General features: G+C 71.7%; 12 protein-coding genes. 8 read left to right on the top strand and 4 right to left on the bottom strand.

Annotated features, from left to right (window positions below):
• Positions 1 to 43: 43 nt before the first annotated feature.
• Together ACK99Q_RS12925 and ACK99Q_RS12920 are read right to left on the bottom strand one after the other, a co-directional pair.
• Positions 44 to 1,294 (bottom strand): extracellular solute-binding protein, encoded by a 1,251-nt coding sequence (locus ACK99Q_RS12925; protein ID WP_410186529.1) that lies wholly within the window; start codon positions 1,292 to 1,294, stop codon positions 44 to 46.
• Between the two features lie 49 nt (positions 1,295 to 1,343).
• Positions 1,344 to 2,444: an ROK family protein gene (locus tag ACK99Q_RS12920; RefSeq protein ID WP_410186528.1), complete on the bottom strand. Its 1,101-nt coding sequence runs from the start codon at positions 2,442 to 2,444 to the stop codon at positions 1,344 to 1,346.
• Between the two features lie 153 nt (positions 2,445 to 2,597).
• On the opposite strand from ACK99Q_RS12920, the gene ACK99Q_RS12915 reads away from it, so the two are divergent.
• The 3 genes from ACK99Q_RS12915 to dusB are packed head-to-tail and all read left to right on the top strand — an operon-like array spanning position 2,598 to position 5,628.
• Entirely contained in the window at positions 2,598 to 3,983 is a 1,386-nt protein-coding gene (locus ACK99Q_RS12915) for a glycine--tRNA ligase (protein WP_410186527.1), read from the top strand.
• A 2-nt stretch (positions 3,984 to 3,985) separates the two neighbouring features.
• Complete coding sequence (locus tag ACK99Q_RS12910) at positions 3,986 to 4,504, top strand: hypothetical protein (protein ID WP_410186526.1); 519 nt, start codon at positions 3,986 to 3,988, stop codon at positions 4,502 to 4,504.
• Positions 4,492 to 5,628, top strand: coding sequence for a tRNA dihydrouridine synthase DusB (dusB, locus tag ACK99Q_RS12905; RefSeq protein WP_410186525.1), 1,137 nt, complete (start codon positions 4,492 to 4,494; stop codon positions 5,626 to 5,628). The genes ACK99Q_RS12910 and dusB overlap by 13 nt, the downstream gene beginning before the upstream one ends.
• Here the strand turns inward: dusB and ACK99Q_RS12900 are convergent.
• Together ACK99Q_RS12900 and ACK99Q_RS12895 are read right to left on the bottom strand one after the other, a co-directional pair.
• On the bottom strand, positions 5,615 to 6,925 hold the full coding sequence (locus ACK99Q_RS12900; protein ID WP_410186524.1) for a PH domain-containing protein: 1,311 nt from the start codon (positions 6,923 to 6,925) through the stop codon (positions 5,615 to 5,617). The two genes, dusB and ACK99Q_RS12900, sit on opposite strands and share 14 nt — an antisense overlap.
• A complete protein-coding gene (locus ACK99Q_RS12895; RefSeq protein ID WP_410186523.1) occupies positions 6,909 to 7,415 on the bottom strand; it encodes a PH domain-containing protein in 507 nt (168 codons plus the stop codon). The genes ACK99Q_RS12900 and ACK99Q_RS12895 overlap by 17 nt, the downstream gene beginning before the upstream one ends.
• Positions 7,416 to 7,462: 47 nt before the next feature.
• Between ACK99Q_RS12895 and nagA the strand changes: the two genes are divergently transcribed.
• The 5 genes from nagA to ACK99Q_RS12870 all read left to right on the top strand — a co-directional run bounded on the left by nagA (position 7,463) and on the right by ACK99Q_RS12870 (position 14,443).
• Positions 7,463 to 8,611, top strand: a complete 1,149-nt coding sequence (gene nagA / locus ACK99Q_RS12890) for an N-acetylglucosamine-6-phosphate deacetylase (protein WP_410186522.1) — start codon at positions 7,463 to 7,465, stop codon at positions 8,609 to 8,611.
• An 86-nt stretch (positions 8,612 to 8,697) separates the two neighbouring features.
• Positions 8,698 to 8,898: a hypothetical protein gene (locus ACK99Q_RS12885; protein WP_179424446.1), complete on the top strand. Its 201-nt coding sequence runs from the start codon at positions 8,698 to 8,700 to the stop codon at positions 8,896 to 8,898.
• A gap of 55 nt (positions 8,899 to 8,953) precedes the next feature.
• The gene (gene smc, locus ACK99Q_RS12880) at positions 8,954 to 12,508 is read left to right on the top strand and encodes a chromosome segregation protein SMC (protein ID WP_410186521.1); all 3,555 of its coding nucleotides are present in this window, start codon (positions 8,954 to 8,956) and stop codon (positions 12,506 to 12,508) included.
• A complete protein-coding gene (locus ACK99Q_RS12875; RefSeq protein WP_410186520.1) occupies positions 12,505 to 12,930 on the top strand; it encodes an acyl-CoA thioesterase in 426 nt (141 codons plus the stop codon). The genes smc and ACK99Q_RS12875 overlap by 4 nt, the downstream gene beginning before the upstream one ends.
• A gap of 82 nt (positions 12,931 to 13,012) precedes the next feature.
• Positions 13,013 to 14,443, top strand: coding sequence for a cytochrome ubiquinol oxidase subunit I (locus ACK99Q_RS12870; RefSeq protein WP_410186519.1), 1,431 nt, complete (start codon positions 13,013 to 13,015; stop codon positions 14,441 to 14,443).
• Positions 14,444 to 14,445 lie beyond the last annotated feature (2 nt).

The following is a 14,445-nucleotide window of genomic DNA, read 5'->3' as shown; positions in this document are numbered from 1 at the left end:
GGCCGTTCGACCGGGCCCCACCGGCTCCTTCAGTGTCGAGGCGTCACTTGTTGAGCTCGGCCTCGAGCTTGGCGTCCGTGGCCTTCGCGACCGTGGCGACGTCCTCGCCGCTCGCGATGGCCCCGAAGAACTCCTCCATGACGCTCGACGTCTCGACGGCCGCCCAGTTGGGCGAGGTCGGCGTGAGCTTGGAGTTGCTGGCCGCCTCGATGGCCGCGGTGGCGAACTCGTCGTCGCCCATCAGGGACGTGAACTCGTCGTTCGCCGGGCCGAGGCCGTTCTTGGCGAGCAGCTGCTGGTAGTCGTCGCTGTAGATCAGCTTGAGCACGTCGAAGGCCAGGTCCTGGTTCTTCGACTTGGCCGAGACGGCGATGTTCGAGCCGCCGGCGAAGACCGGGGCCGCGTCACCGTCGACGCCCGGCAGCGCGAACGCGCCGAGGTCCTCGGCCTTGTCCTCGGCCACCGACCAGCGCGCCCAGCTGGGCGCCATGAACATCGCGGCCTCACCGTTGTTGAACGGCGTCCAGGCCTCCTCGTCCTTGCCGTCCTTCGGCGCCGTCGTGGCGTCCTGGGCCAGCTGCTGCCACTGCTCGAGTCCCTTCACCGACTCGGCAGAGGACAGCTTGCCGACCCACTGGTCGCCCTCCTGGACGGCGATGTCGCCGCCGTGCGCGAAGACCCAGCTGATGCCGTTGCGCCAGTCCTGGCCGGGCAGCCAGAAGCCGCTGTACTTGTCGCCGCCCTCGGTCTTCAGCTTCGCGGCGGCGGTGCTGAAGTCGGCGAGCGTCTTCGGCGGCTCCAGCCCGGCGTCCTTGAGGGCCTTCTTGCTGTAGAAGACGTATCGCGAGCCCCAGTAGTACGGCACGGCGTAGAGCTTGTCCTCCCACGTGCCGGCCTCGACGAACGACTCCGGACCCATCGAGCCGAGCTCGTCGGCCTTGTCGGTGAGGTCGGTGAACGCGCCGATGCTGGTGAACGAGGCGGCCTGCGTGTTGCCGATCTCCACCACGTCGGGCGACTTGTCGCTGGGCAGCGCGGTGTTGAGGCGGGTCAGCAGCTCGCCCCAGTCGATGCGCTCGATCTTGAGCGTCTTGCCGTCGTGCTGCGCGGCGAACTCCTTCTCGAGCCAGTCGGACGCCTCCTTCGGGGTGTCCTCCTTGCCGGCGAGCCAGAGCGTGATGGTGTCGGACCCGGAGTCGGACGACCCCTCGTCGTCGCCGCTCCCGCACGCGGCGAGCGCGGTGAGGGCGAGTCCGGCCACGGCCGCGCTCGCCGCGAACTTGCGGAGCTTCATGATGTGCCTCCCATGAATGGTGGTGGTGGAGTGTTCGGCGCGGCGCACCTCACACGACTCCCAGCTCGCGATGGCGCACCAGCGCCGCCGCCCCGGTCAGGACGAGCTCGTCGTGGGCGACCAGGCGGATCCTGATGCGCTGGGCGACGAAGGGGAGACTCTGGCGCGCGACGGCCGCGCGTGCTGCGTCCAGCACGGGTCCGTCGAGCAGGTCGGTCGGTCCGTGCAGGACGACGTCGGCGATGCCGAGGGTCGTCACGATCGGCGTCAGGACCGAGCCGAGGAGGTCGCCGACGTGGCTGCGGTCGGCGTCCGACCCGGCGGCGCGGAGCGCGGGTGCGCTCAGCAGCGTCTCGAGGCAGCCGCGGTTGCCGCAGGCGCAGGCGGCGCCGTCGGGATCGACGACGATGTGGCCGATCTCGCCGGCCGAGCGCAGGGGACCGGCCACGGGGTGGCCGTCGACGAGGATGCCGCCGCCGACGCCCTGGCCGATCGTGACCATCAGCAGGCCGGCGTCGTCGCCGTCGCCGAAGGCGCCCTCGGCGACCGCGGCGATGTTGGCGTCGTTGCCCAGGCACACGGGCAGTCCGTGACGCTCGGCGAGGGTGGCGGCGAGGGGGACGTCGTCCCAGGCCAGGTTCGGGGCCTGGAGGACGACGCCGGCCTCGTCGTCGACGATGCCCGGGGTGCCGACGCCGATGCCGAGCACGCGACGTGGAGCGCGCTCGACGAGGCGGGAGACGAGTCGTGAGACGTCGTCCACGGCCTCGGCACCGCGGGTGAACGGGGCCTGCTCGCGCAGGAGGACCCGGCCGTGCAGGTCGACGACGGCGCCGTCGAAGCCGGAGTCGTCGGAGAGGTCGACGGCCACGATGACGGGCGCGCTCTCCGAGATCGCCACGAGCGTGGCGGGCTTGCCCAGGTGCGTGCCGGGACGGGCGCCGATGTCGTCGACGAGCGACTCCTGGAGCATCTCGGCGACGAGGTCGGAGACGGTCACGCGGGTGAGACCGGTCTCGCGCGCCAGGTCGGCCCGCGTGGTGGGGCCCTGGTCCACGAGGTGCTGTAGCAGCAGGGTGCGGTGGTGCCGGCGGGTGTCGGCCGGACGCACCTTGCCCACGGCTCGGCGGTTCGCTGTGGTCGTCGTCACGCAGTTAGTGCACCAAACTAACTAAGTCTCGTCAAGGGGTTCGAGCAGACTCGTTCCCGGCCGGGGGTATCGTGGATCGCTGACCTCGGGCGCGCGTTGTCACGACGACGCGCAGTGGCCCGCCGACATCCAGCCGGACAGGATTTCCTTCCCATGGCATCAGTCATCGACACCGTCATCAGCCTCTGCAAGCGCCGCGGCTTCGTCTACCAGTGCGGCGAGATCTACGGCGGCACCCGCTCCGCCTGGGACTACGGGCCCTTGGGCGTCGAGCTCAAGGAGAACGTCAAGCGGCAGTGGTGGCGCTCGATGGTGCAGAGCCGCGACGACGTCGTCGGCCTCGACTCCTCGGTGATCCTGCCGACCCCCGTGTGGGAGGCCTCGGGCCACCTCGCCGCCTTCGTCGACCCGCTGGTCGAGTGCCTCCAGTGCCACAAGCGCTACCGCCAGGACCACCTCCAGGAGGCGTACGCCGAGAAGCACGGCCTCGACGACCCCGACGCGGTCGAGATGTCCACCCTCGTGTGCGCGAACTGCGGCACCCGCGGCGAGTGGACCGAGCCGCGCATGTTCAACGGCCTGCTCAAGACCTTCCTCGGCCCGGTCGAGTCCGAGGAGGGCCTGCACTACCTGCGCCCCGAGACGGCGCAGGGCATCTTCGTGAACTTCTCGCAGGTCATGACCTCCTCGCGCAAGAAGCCCCCGTTCGGCATCGGCCAGATCGGCAAGAGCTTCCGCAACGAGATCACGCCCGGCAACTTCATCTTCCGCACGCGCGAGTTCGAGCAGATGGAGATGGAGTTCTTCGTCAAGCCCGGCGAGGACGAGGAGTGGCACCAGTACTGGATCGACACGCGCCTGAAGTGGTACACCGACCTCGGCGTGAACCCCGACAACCTGCGCCTCTACGAGCACCCGGCCGAGAAGCTCTCGCACTACTCCAAGCGCACGGTCGACATCGAGTACCGCTTCGGCTTCGCCGGCTCGGAGTTCGGTGAGCTCGAGGGCGTCGCGAACCGCACCGACTTCGACCTGTCGACCCACGCCAAGCACTCGGGCCAGGACCTGTCGTACTTCGACCAGGCGAACAACGAGCGCTGGACGCCCTACGTGATCGAGCCCGCAGCCGGCGTCAACCGCTCGCTGATGGCGTTCCTCGTCGACGCGTACACCGAGGACGAGGCGCCCAACGCCAAGGGCGGCGTCGACAAGCGCACCGTGCTGCGCCTCGACCCGCGCCTGTCGCCGGTCAAGGCCGCGGTGCTGCCGCTGTCGCGCAACGAGGCCCTGTCGCCGAAGGCGCGCGACCTCGCGGCCGAGCTGCGCCAGAACTGGAACGTCGACTTCGACGACGCGCAGGCGATCGGCAAGCGCTACCGCCGCCAGGACGAGATCGGCACGCCGTACTGCATCACGGTCGACTTCGACACGCTCGAGGACGACGCCGTGACGATCCGCGAGCGCGACTCGATGTCGCAGGAGCGCATCGGCCTGGACCAGGTCAGCGGGTACCTCGCGTCGCGCCTCGTCGGTTGCTGAGCATGCGGGCGCTCGCCGCCGCGGCCCTGGTGCTCGTGCTCGCCGCCTGCTCGGGCGGCGAGGACGCGGCGCCGGAGGAGGCCCCGGCCCCCTCCGAGACCAGCCTGGGCAAGGCTCTCGTCGTCGACTACCCGTCCGACGACGGCGAGGACGCCACCGCGCTCACCCTCGGCGTCGCCGGCGTGACGAAGGCGCCCGCCCGCGACCTCGCGATGTTCACCCTGCCCGCGGGCATGCAGCCGTACTACGTTCGAGTTGTGATGGGCAATCGCGGCCCGGCCGATGCGGCGTTCCCCGAGGGCGCGCCGTGGTGGGTGCACGCCGCGGGCGACGTGCTCGTCCCGGCCACGCCCGCCCCGTCCGGCCTCTCGACGTGCAGGGCGCCGAGGCTGGGCGCCACGCTGGCCGCCGGCCAGACCGTGCGCGGCTGCCTGCTGTACTTCGTGCCGGAGGGCACGGCGGTGGAGTCCGTCGACTTCCAGCCCGGCGACGTGACGACGGCGGTCCGATGGCTGTCCTGACGCAGGGCCTCGACCTCGGGCGCGTCCACGTCGACGTGCCGGTCGTCCTCGCCCCCATGGCCGGCGTCACCAACGTCGCGTTCCGTCGCCTGTGCGCCGAGCAGGGCGCCGGGCTGTACGTGTGCGAGATGATCACCAGCCGCGGGCTCGTCGAGGGCGACCGGGTCAGCCTGTCGATGCTGACGTTCGCCGAGGGCGAGCAGGTGCGCTCGGTGCAGCTCTACGGCATCGACCCCGACACGGTCGGCCGCGCCGTGGAGATCCTGTGCGCCGACCACGGCGTCGACCACGTCGACCTCAACTTCGGCTGCCCCGTGCCCAAGGTGACCCGCAAGGGCGGCGGCTCCGCACTGCCGTGGAAGGCCACGCTGCTGGGCCAGATCCTCACGAAGGCCGTGAACGCGGCCGAGCCGTACGGCGTGCCCGTCACGATGAAGACCCGCAAGGGCATCGACGACGACCACCTGACGTACCTCGACGCCGGCCGCATCGCGCAGGACACCGGCGCGGCGGCCATCGCGCTGCACGGCCGCACTGCCGCTCAGCACTACAGCGGCCGCGCCGACTGGAGCGCCATCGGCGAGCTCAAGGCCGCCGTCGACATCCCGGTGCTCGGCAACGGCGACATCTGGGAGGCCTCCGACGCCCTCGCGATGGTCGAGCAGACCGGCTGCGACGGCGTCGTCGTCGGCCGCGGCTGCCTCGGTCGCCCGTGGCTCTTCCGCGACCTGGCCGCCGCGTTCGACGGCCGCACCGTCGCCACGCTGCCGAACCTGGGCGAGGTCATGGAGGTCATGCGCCGCCATGCCCAGCTGCTGGGGGAGTGGCTGGGCGAGGAGCGCGGCAGCATCGAGTTCCGCAAGCACGTCGCCTGGTACCTCAAGGGCTTCCCGGCGGGCTCCAGCGTGCGCGACCGGCTCGGTCACGTGAGCTCCTACCGCGCGCTCGACGAGTTGCTGTCCGAGCTCGACCCGACCGTGCCGTTCCCTGTCGCCGAGCTCGGCGTGCCGCGCGGCCGCCAGGGGTCGCCGCGCAAGGTCGTGCTGCCCGAGGGCTGGCTCGACTCGCGCGAGATGTCCGGTGCCATGGACGCCGACGCCGAGAGCGACATCAGCGGCGGGTGAGCCTCCGCGCCGCCCGCGCACGCTCGACCTCGTCGAACGTGGTCGCGCGGGCGACGTCCTCGTCGAGGTGGTGCGCCTGGGCCGAGACGGGTCCGTCCGGGGTGTGCACCTTCATCGTGGCCACCCGGCGCCACCGCTGGAGCGGTCCCTGGGAGAACTCCACCGACTGCACCTTGTGGTGCGGGACGACCGAGCGGTGCCGAGTGATCCAGCCGGTGGCCGTGGTCACGGTGTGCGCCGTCGAGGCGAGCCAGCGGTAGCGCCAGCCGATCGGGGCGAAGATCATCGAGCGTCGCGTGGGACGGATCCTCTCGCCCGTGCCGCGCTCCGGGTCCGGGACGAGCTCGTCCACGATCCGTCGCGCGAGGTCGCGGTCGGCGATCGGCAGCAGGGTGGTCGAGGAGACGCCACCGTTCTCGTCGCTGACGGCGCCGTAGCCCGCCACGTCGACGTCGAGCCGCAGCCAGGAGTAGCGCCGCCACACGATCGGCTCGACGACGCCGATGCCCTGGACCCGATCGAACGGGATGGTCTGCGAGCTGCGGCTCAGCAGCCCGCGCTCGATCCGCAGCCCCCTCGGATGGCGCGAGAGCGTGAAGTCCCACTGCGCGATGATCCGGTTCGTGATCATGTGGCCGATGCCCCACAGCGTGGGGAGGAGGATCGCGAGCAGGGCCCAGCCCGTCTCGGTGAAGACCGCGAACACGATCGAGGCGATCGCGGCGGCGACCGTGCCGACGAAGTCCAGCGACAGCAGCGTGCCGAGGATGATGCGGTCCGGTGGGACGACGTGGAGCACCTGGCGGATCTCCGACGGCACGGGCTCGCCGTCCTCGCTGTGCTCCTCGGGCGTGCCGTGGGCGCGCTCGAGGAGCAGCCGGCGGAGCCGCCGCGACTCGGTGAGCGTCAGGAAGCGCAGCCGGGTGCGCGAGTCGGAGCCGCCCGCCATCTCGATCGTGAGCTCGGAGAGCCCGACGACCCGCGCCACGAGCGGCTCGTTGATGTCGACGGACTGGAGCCGCTCGAACGGGATGCGGCGCGAGGACTTGAACAGCACGCCGCGCTCGACGCGGATCTCCTCGTCGTCGATGACGTAGCGCGTGAACAGCCAGCTGACCCAGCCCGCGATCGCGCCGATGACGAACCCGCTCGGGATCGACGCGAGCGCCCACCACTGGGGGTCGTCGAAGTCGAGCATCTGCCACGACAGCGCCACCGCGACGCCCGCGCCCCAGATCAGCCCTTGGAGCAGGGCGGTGAGGGGGTGGGTGCGGTGCGCCTCAGACGCCGGCGCCATGGCCCTCACCGAGGTCGGTCAGCCGATCGCGCAGGCGCTTGGCCTCGTCGAGCGGGACGCCGGGGATCTCCGCGGCGGTGGAGGTCGAGGCGGTGTGCAGGGTGACCGTGCCGAACCCGAAGGCGCGGGCGACCGGACCGGACTGCACGTCGACGAACTGCATGCGGCCGTAGGGCACCACCACGAGCCGACGGAACATGATGCCGCCGCGGACCACGAAGTCGTCCTCGGCCTCGGCGTAGCCCCAGCTGCGGCGGTTCCGGGGCGCCCACCACCAGATCCAGACGATCAGGCCGACGCCGATCGCGGCGGGCAGCCACAGGACCGGGGCCCAGTCGCCGAGCGTGTCCTCCAGCGGGAGCCATGCGCCCACGGAGATCAGCACGAGGACGAGGCCGCAGGCGGTGCCAATGAGTCCGCGCGCGGTGGCGAGCTGGGGCGAGACCGGGGTCCACTGGCCCTCGGGACTGGTGAACAGGTCCTGACGCATGCGCTCCACCCTAGGGCGGCCCGTCCGAGCGTGTACGGTCCCGTCTCGTGGGACACCTCATCAGCGCTGCGGCGGTCGTCGACGTCGACGTGGACCTCGAGCCCGGCTGGGTCGAGGTCGAGGACGGCCTGATCACGGCGTCCGGCACGGGCGCGCCGCCGCGTGCGGCCGACGAGCACCACGACGGCATCCTCGCTCCCGGCCTGATCGACGCGCAGATCAACGGCGCCTACGGAGCGGACTTCGCCGTCGCCACCGACGACGACTGGGAGCGCATCGTCGACGGCCTGGCCGCCACGGGCGTCACGGCGATCGCGCCGACGTTCATCACGGCCCCGGTCGACGACCTCGCCGAGCAACTGCGCGGCTACCGTCGCCAGCGCGCACGCCTGGCCGGCCGTCCCGGTGCGACCCGGCTGCTCGGCGCCCACGTGGAGGGGCCGTTCATCGCCGCCGCGTGCAAGGGCGCGCACGACGAGGCCTTCCTCGTCGACCCCACGCCGGAGCGCATCGACGCGCTCGTGACCGCCGGGGGAGCGGACCTCGGCTACGTCACCCTCGCGCCCGAGCTCCCGGGGGCGATCGAGGCCATCGAGCGCCTCGTCACCGCGGGAGTCCGCGTCAGCATCGGCCACAGCGACGCCGACGACCCCACCGTGACCCGCGCCGTCGACGCCGGCGCGACCCTCGTGACCCATCTCTACAACGCGCAGCGCGGACTGAGGCACCGCGACGGCGGCGTGGTCGGCGTGGCGCTCACGGATCCGCGCCTGACGCCGGGGCTCATCGCCGACCTCCACCACGTCGACCCGATCGCCCTCCAGGTCGCGTTCGCCAGCGCGGGTGACCGGATCATGCTCGTCACGGACGACCTGTCCACCTTCGGCATGCCGCCCGGCCGGTACGAGCTCGGCGGCGCTCCCGTCGTGATCGCCGAGGACCAGCCCGCGCGTCGCGACGACGGCACGATCGCGGGGGCCGCCGTGCGCCTCGACGCCTGCATCGCGAACGTCGTCCGGGTCGCCGGTGTCGACGTCGCCACCGCGATCCGCGCCGCCAGCACGGTGCCCGCCCACGCCCTCGGCGCGCCCGAGCTGGGGACCCTCGCGGCCGGGACGCCCGCCGACCTCGTCGTGCTGGACCCCAGCGAGCTGCGGGTCACCGCCGCGTGGGTGGACGGACGACGGGCCGGTTGACCGGGAGCCCGCTCCGGTGGGACACTGGTAGACGCGCAGCGCCCGCGCTGCCCGTCGAATCCCACCTCTCCTGAACAAGGATGAACATGGCCAAAGCGCTGTACGGCTACGTCGGTGGCCCGTCCCCTGAGCACGCTCACGAGGTCGCGGTCCTGCGCCGCCGGATCAGCGACCTCGAGAACGAGGTGCTGCGGATGAAGGCCGAGAACGACGGCCTCCTCGCCCGGCTCGCCGAGACCGTCCACGACGGTGACCTCGCCGAGCTGCTCGAGTCCGCTGCTCGCTGACCCCCAGCGGCGTTTCCCCTGCGGTGGCCGCCATCGCAGGCACTAGGCTGGCCGCGTGTATCTGAAGACCCTCACGCTGCGGGGATTCAAGTCCTTCGCCTCGTCGACGACGCTGGCGCTCGAGCCGGGCATCATCGCAGTCGTCGGCCCCAACGGCTCCGGCAAGTCCAACGTCGTCGACGCCCTCTCGTGGGTCATGGGCGAGCAGGGCGCCAAGACGCTGCGTGGCGGCAAGATGGAGGACGTCATCTTCGCCGGCACCGCCGGCCGCGCGCCGCTGGGTCGCGCCGAGGTCGTCCTCACGATCGACAACTCCGACGGCGCGCTGCCGATCGAGTACGCCGAGGTCACGATCAGCCGCACGATGTTCCGCAGCGGCGGGTCCGAGTACGCCATCAACGGCAACACGTGCCGCCTGCTCGACGTCCAGGAGCTGCTGAGCGACTCCGGCATCGGCCGCGAGATGCACGTGATCGTCGGCCAGGGTCAGCTCGACTCGGTGCTGCGCGCCACGCCCGAGGAGCGTCGCGGCTTCGTCGAGGAGGCCGCGGGCGTCCTCAAGCACCGCAAGCGCAAGGAGAAGGCGCTCCGCAAGCTCGACGCCACGCAGGACAACCTCACGCGCCTCAACGACGTGCTCACCGAGCTGCGCCGCCAGCTCAAGCCGCTCGGCCGCCAGGCCGAGGTCGCCCGCCGGGCCGCCGGCATCCAGGCCACGGTGCGCGACGCCCGCGCCCGCCTGCTCGCCGACGACATCGTCGCGGCGCGCACCACGATCGAGACCGAGCTCGCCGACGAGAACGCGCTGCGCGCCCGTCGCGAGGAGGTCGAGAAGGCGCTCGCCGACGCCCGCACCGTCGAGGCCGAGCTCGAGCAGGCGCTCGCCGCCGACGCCCCGCTGCTGACCCGCGCGCAGGAGACCGTCTACGCCCTCGGCAGCCTGCGCGAGCGGTTCCACGGCACCGCCAACGTCGCCCGCGACCGCATCCGCCTGGCCGCCGACGCGTCGTCGGACCGGGTCGACGGCCGCGATCCCGAGGAGCTCGAGGCCGACGCCCGCCGCGCCCAGGAGCGGCTCGTCGAGCTCGAGGCCGACGTCGCCACGTCCGCCGAGGCGCTGCAGGCCACGATCACCGGCCGCGGCGAGGCGGAGGAGGCGTACTCCACCGAGGAGCGTCGGATCGCCGGCCTCCTGCGCGCCGCCGCCGACCGGCGCGAGGGACTGGCCCGGCTGCACGGCCAGGTCAACGGGCTCAAGAGCCGGGCCGCCGCCGCCGACGAGGAGATCGGGCGCCTCACCGCCGCCCAGGCCGAGGCGCGCCAGCGCGCCGACGAGTCGCAGCGCGAGTTCAGCGCCCTGGAGAGCACGATCGCCGGGCTGAGCGCCGGCGAGTCCGGCCTCGACGAGGAGCTCGAGACCGCCGAGGAGAGGCTGTCGGTGGCCGAGGCCGCCGTCGCCGAGCTCACCACGAAGCGCGACGAGCTCGAGCGCCGCGTGGCCACCGCCACGGCCCGCAAGGAGGCCCTCGAGCTGGGCCTCAACCGCAAGGACGGCTCGGGCGCCCTGCTGGCTGCGTCCGACCGCCTCAACGGCCTGCTCGGCTCCGTCGCCGCGCTCATCACCGTGCGCGGAGGCCACGAGGCCGCCGTCGGCGCGGCGCTCGGCTCGGCCTCCGAGGCCGTCGCCGTCGACCGCGTCGACTCCGCGATCGACGCCCTGCACCTGCTCCGCGAGGAGGACCTCGGCCGCGCCGGCCTGCTGCTGGGCTCGGGCGACGTCTCCACCGACGACTGGCCCGCGCTGCCCGGCGGCGCGGTCTACGCCGAGTCGCTCGTCGAGGCACCCGCCGAGCTGCGCGGCTCCCTGCGCCGGCTGCTGCACAAGGTCGCGGTCGTCGACGGTCTCGCCGCCGCGAAGCAGCTGGTCGCGTCCCTGCCCGACGTCACCGCCGTCACCGCCGACGGCGACCGCGTCGGCGCCCACTTCGCCGAGGGCGGCTCCAGCTCGGCGCCCAGCCTGATCGAGGTCACCGCCGCGATCGACGAGGCCACCGAGACGATCGAGCGCACCGGCCGCGAGCTGGAGACCCTGCGCTTCGAGTCCGAGAAGGCGAAGTCCACCGCGGAGGCCGCGCAGGACCGCGTGGACGCCGCGCTGGCCCGCCTGCACGAGTCCGACGCCTCGATGTCCGCCGTCGCCGAGAAGCTGGCCCAGCTGGGCACCACCAGCCGCTCGGCCGCCGCCGAGGCCGAGCGCCTCCAGGCCGCGATCGCCGCCGCCGAGGAGGCCCGCGACCGCGATGTCGCCGGCCTGTCCGAGCTGGAGGAGCGGCTCACCGCGGCCGAGGAGGCCCCGGACGTCGAGCCCGACACGACCGAGATGGAGCGACTCGCCGAGGCCGCCTCGGGCGCCCGCCGCGCCGAGACCGACGCGCGGCTGGCGCTGCGCACCGCCGAGGAGCGGGCGAAGGCGCTCGGCGCCCAGGTCCAGTCCCTGCTCGAGGCCGCGGAGGCAGAGCGGGAGGCCCGTGAGCGCGCCCGCCTGCGCGCCGAGCGCCGCCGCCGCGAGGCCGAGACCGCCACGGCCGTCCTGCGCGCCGCCGAGACCACGCTCCAGCGTCTCGAGGAGTCCTACGCCGAGGCCACGCGCACCCGCGTCGAGATCGAGCACTCGCGCGCCGACCGCGAGCAGCGCCTCAAGGAGGCCCGCTCCACCGTCCGCGGGCTGTCGTCCGACCTCGAGGGACTGACCGACTCGGTGCACAAGGACGAGATGGCGCGCGCCCAGCTGCGGCTGCGCCTCGAGAGCCTGCAGGAGCGCGCGCTGGAGGAGCTCGGCATCGAGCCCGACACCCTGGTCGCCGAGTACGGACCCGACCAGATGGTGCTGCCGATCGGCGTCGAGGGCCAGGCGGACGACTCCGGCGAGATCGAGCCGATTCCGTTCGACCGCGCCGAGCAGTCCAAGCGCCTCAAGACCGCCGAGCGCGAGCTCGCGATGCTGGGCAAGGTCAACCCGCTCGCGCTGGAGGAGTTCTCCGCGCTGGAGGAGCGCCACCAGTTCCTCTCCGAGCAGCTCGACGACCTGAGGAAGACGCGCGAGGACCTGCTGGAGATCGTCGAGGAGGTCGACGCGAAGGTCGAGCAGGTCTTCACCGAGGCGTGGACCGACGTCGAGCGCGAGTTCAACGACGTGTTCTCGCGGCTGTTCCCCGGTGGCGAGGGACGCCTCGTGCTGACCGACCCGTCCGACATGCTCTCCACGGGCATCGACGTCGAGGCGCGCCCGCCCGGCAAGAAGGTCAAGCGACTGTCGCTGCTCTCCGGCGGCGAGCGCTCGCTCGTGGCCGTGGCGTTCCTGGTGTCGCTGTTCAAGGCGCGACCCAGCCCGTTCTACATCCTCGACGAGGTCGAGGCCGCGCTCGACGACACCAACCTCGGGCGCCTGCTCGAGATCTACGAAGAGCTGCGCGCGAACTCGCAGCTCATCGTCATCACCCACCAGAAGCGCACGATGGAGGTCTGCGACGCCCTCTACGGCGTCACGATGCGCGGCGACGGCGTGTCGGCCGTCATCAGTCAGCGCCTGCGCGAGGAGGAGTCCGCATGAGCCGCCCCGGAACGTACACGATCACCACGCGGTGGGAGGACGAGGACGTCTACGGCCACGTCAACAACGTGAAGTACTACTCGTACTTCGACACCGCCGTGAACGGCTACCTCATCCGCGAGACCGGGGTCGACATCCGCCGGCTGCCGGCCTACGGGATCGTGGCGGAGACCTCGTGCCAGTTCAAGCGCGAGCTGCGGTTCCCGCTCGACGTCGAGGCCCGTCTGGCGGTCACGAAGCTGGGCACCTCGAGCGTCGTCTACGAGATCGGCCTGTACCAGGGCGAGGACCCCGAGCCCGCCGCGATCGGCCGCTTCGTGCACGTCTACGTCACGGGGGAGGACCGCACGGTCACCCCGGTTCCCGACGAGATCCGGGCGGTGCTCGAGCCGCTTGTGACAACTCTCACAAGCGCTGTCTGAGCCGGAGTTCCTGACCCTCTGGACTCCTAGCATCACGGGCAGGCAGGTCACAACGGAGTGACCTGACGTCGGAAGGACCCGTGTGGAAACAGCACTCGACCTCGCCCGGTGGCAGTTCGGCATCACGACCGTCTACCACTTCCTGTTCGTCCCCATGACGATCAGCCTGGCGTTCCTCGTGGCGATCATGCAGACCGTCTGGTGGCGGACGGGGAACGAGCAGTGGCTCCGGCTGACCCGCCTGTTCGGCAAGCTCTTCCTCATCAACTTCGCGATGGGCATCGTCACCGGCATCGTGCAGGAGTTCCAGTTCGGCATGAACTGGAGCAGCTACAGCCGCTTCGTCGGTGACATCTTCGGCGCCCCGCTGGCCATCGAGGGTCTGCTCGCGTTCTTCCTCGAGTCGACGTTCCTGGGCCTGTGGATCTTCGGCTGGGACCGGCTCAAGCCCGGCCTGCACCTCATGACGATCTGGATCGCCGCGATCGGGACGGCGCTCTCGGCCTACTTCATCCTGGCCGCGAACTCGTTCATGCAGAACCCGGTCGGCTACACGATGAACGCCGAGCGCGGACGGGCCGAGCTGACCGACTTCATGGCGGTGCTGACCAACAAGGTCGCGCTGATCACCGTGCCGCACACCCTGTTCGCCGCGTTCATGGTCGGCGGCGGCTTCGTGGCCGCCGTGGCGATGTGGCACCTGATCCGCCGGCCCGAGCGCGACGCCGACGCGTTCCGCGGGGCGGCGAGGCTCGGCGCGATCACCCTGCTGATCGCCGGCATCGGCGTCGTCATCACGGGCGACATCCAGGGCAAGGTCATGACCGAGGTCCAGCCGATGAAGATGGCCGCCGCCGAGGCTCTCTACGAGGACGCCGACGAGTGCGCGCCGTTCTCGGTGTTCACGATCGGCACGCTCGACGGCTCGAAGCCGCTGTGGAGCCTCGAGGTCCCGTGCCTGCTGTCGCAGCTGGCCACCGGAAGCTTCGACGGCGAGGTCCGCGGCATCAACTCGCTCAACGCCGAGTACGCCGAGACCTACGCCGACTCCGGCCTGACCGACTTCTCGCCGAACATCCCGGTCACGTACTGGAGCTTCCGCCTCATGATGGGCCTGGGCTTCGCGGCGATGGCCGCGAGCGCCTGGATTCTCTGGACGCTGCGCAAGGGACGACTGCCACGGCAGGGAGCCCGTTCCACCCGCTGGCTGCTGTGGACGGCCATCGTCCTGCCGCTGCTGCCGCTGTTCGCTAACTCGTTCGGCTGGATCTTCACCGAGATGGGCCGCCAGCCCTGGGTGGTGTTTGGCCTCATGCCCACCGAGGCCGGCGTCTCGCCGTCGGTCTCCGCCGCGCAGGTCTGGACGTCGATGATCGGCTTCACGCTGCTGTACGGCGCGCTGGCCGTCGTGGAGGTCAAGCTGCTGCTGCGCTTCATCGGCAAGGGCCTGCCCGACGCGAACCCGCCCCGGCACGACGACGACTCCGACCGCCCGCTGGCGTTCGCGTACTGAGG

The organism is Aeromicrobium sp. MLTX1, assembly GCF_046452335.1.
Lineage (GTDB): Bacteria > Actinomycetota > Actinomycetes > Propionibacteriales > Nocardioidaceae > Aeromicrobium.
The sequence above is the reverse complement of the archived record's forward strand: the minus strand, read 5'-3'. Positions and strand labels throughout refer to the sequence as shown.

Bases quoted from the DNA above. Each gene is read 5' to 3' on its own strand.
- ACK99Q_RS12925 (WP_410186529.1), bottom strand. From the start codon at position 1,294: ATGAAGCTCCGCAAGTTCGCGGCGAGCGCGGCCGTGGCCGGACTCGCC.
- ACK99Q_RS12915 (WP_410186527.1), top strand. From the start codon at position 2,598: ATGGCATCAGTCATCGACACCGTCATCAGCCTCTGCAAGCGCCGCGGC.
- ACK99Q_RS12910 (WP_410186526.1), top strand. From the start codon at position 3,986: ATGCGGGCGCTCGCCGCCGCGGCCCTGGTGCTCGTGCTCGCCGCCTGC.
- dusB (WP_410186525.1), top strand. From the start codon at position 4,492: ATGGCTGTCCTGACGCAGGGCCTCGACCTCGGGCGCGTCCACGTCGAC.
- ACK99Q_RS12900 (WP_410186524.1), bottom strand. From the start codon at position 6,925: ATGGCGCCGGCGTCTGAGGCGCACCGCACCCACCCCCTCACCGCCCTG.
- ACK99Q_RS12895 (WP_410186523.1), bottom strand. From the start codon at position 7,415: ATGCGTCAGGACCTGTTCACCAGTCCCGAGGGCCAGTGGACCCCGGTC.
- ACK99Q_RS12885 (WP_179424446.1), top strand. From the start codon at position 8,698: ATGGCCAAAGCGCTGTACGGCTACGTCGGTGGCCCGTCCCCTGAGCAC.
- ACK99Q_RS12875 (WP_410186520.1), top strand. From the start codon at position 12,505: ATGAGCCGCCCCGGAACGTACACGATCACCACGCGGTGGGAGGACGAG.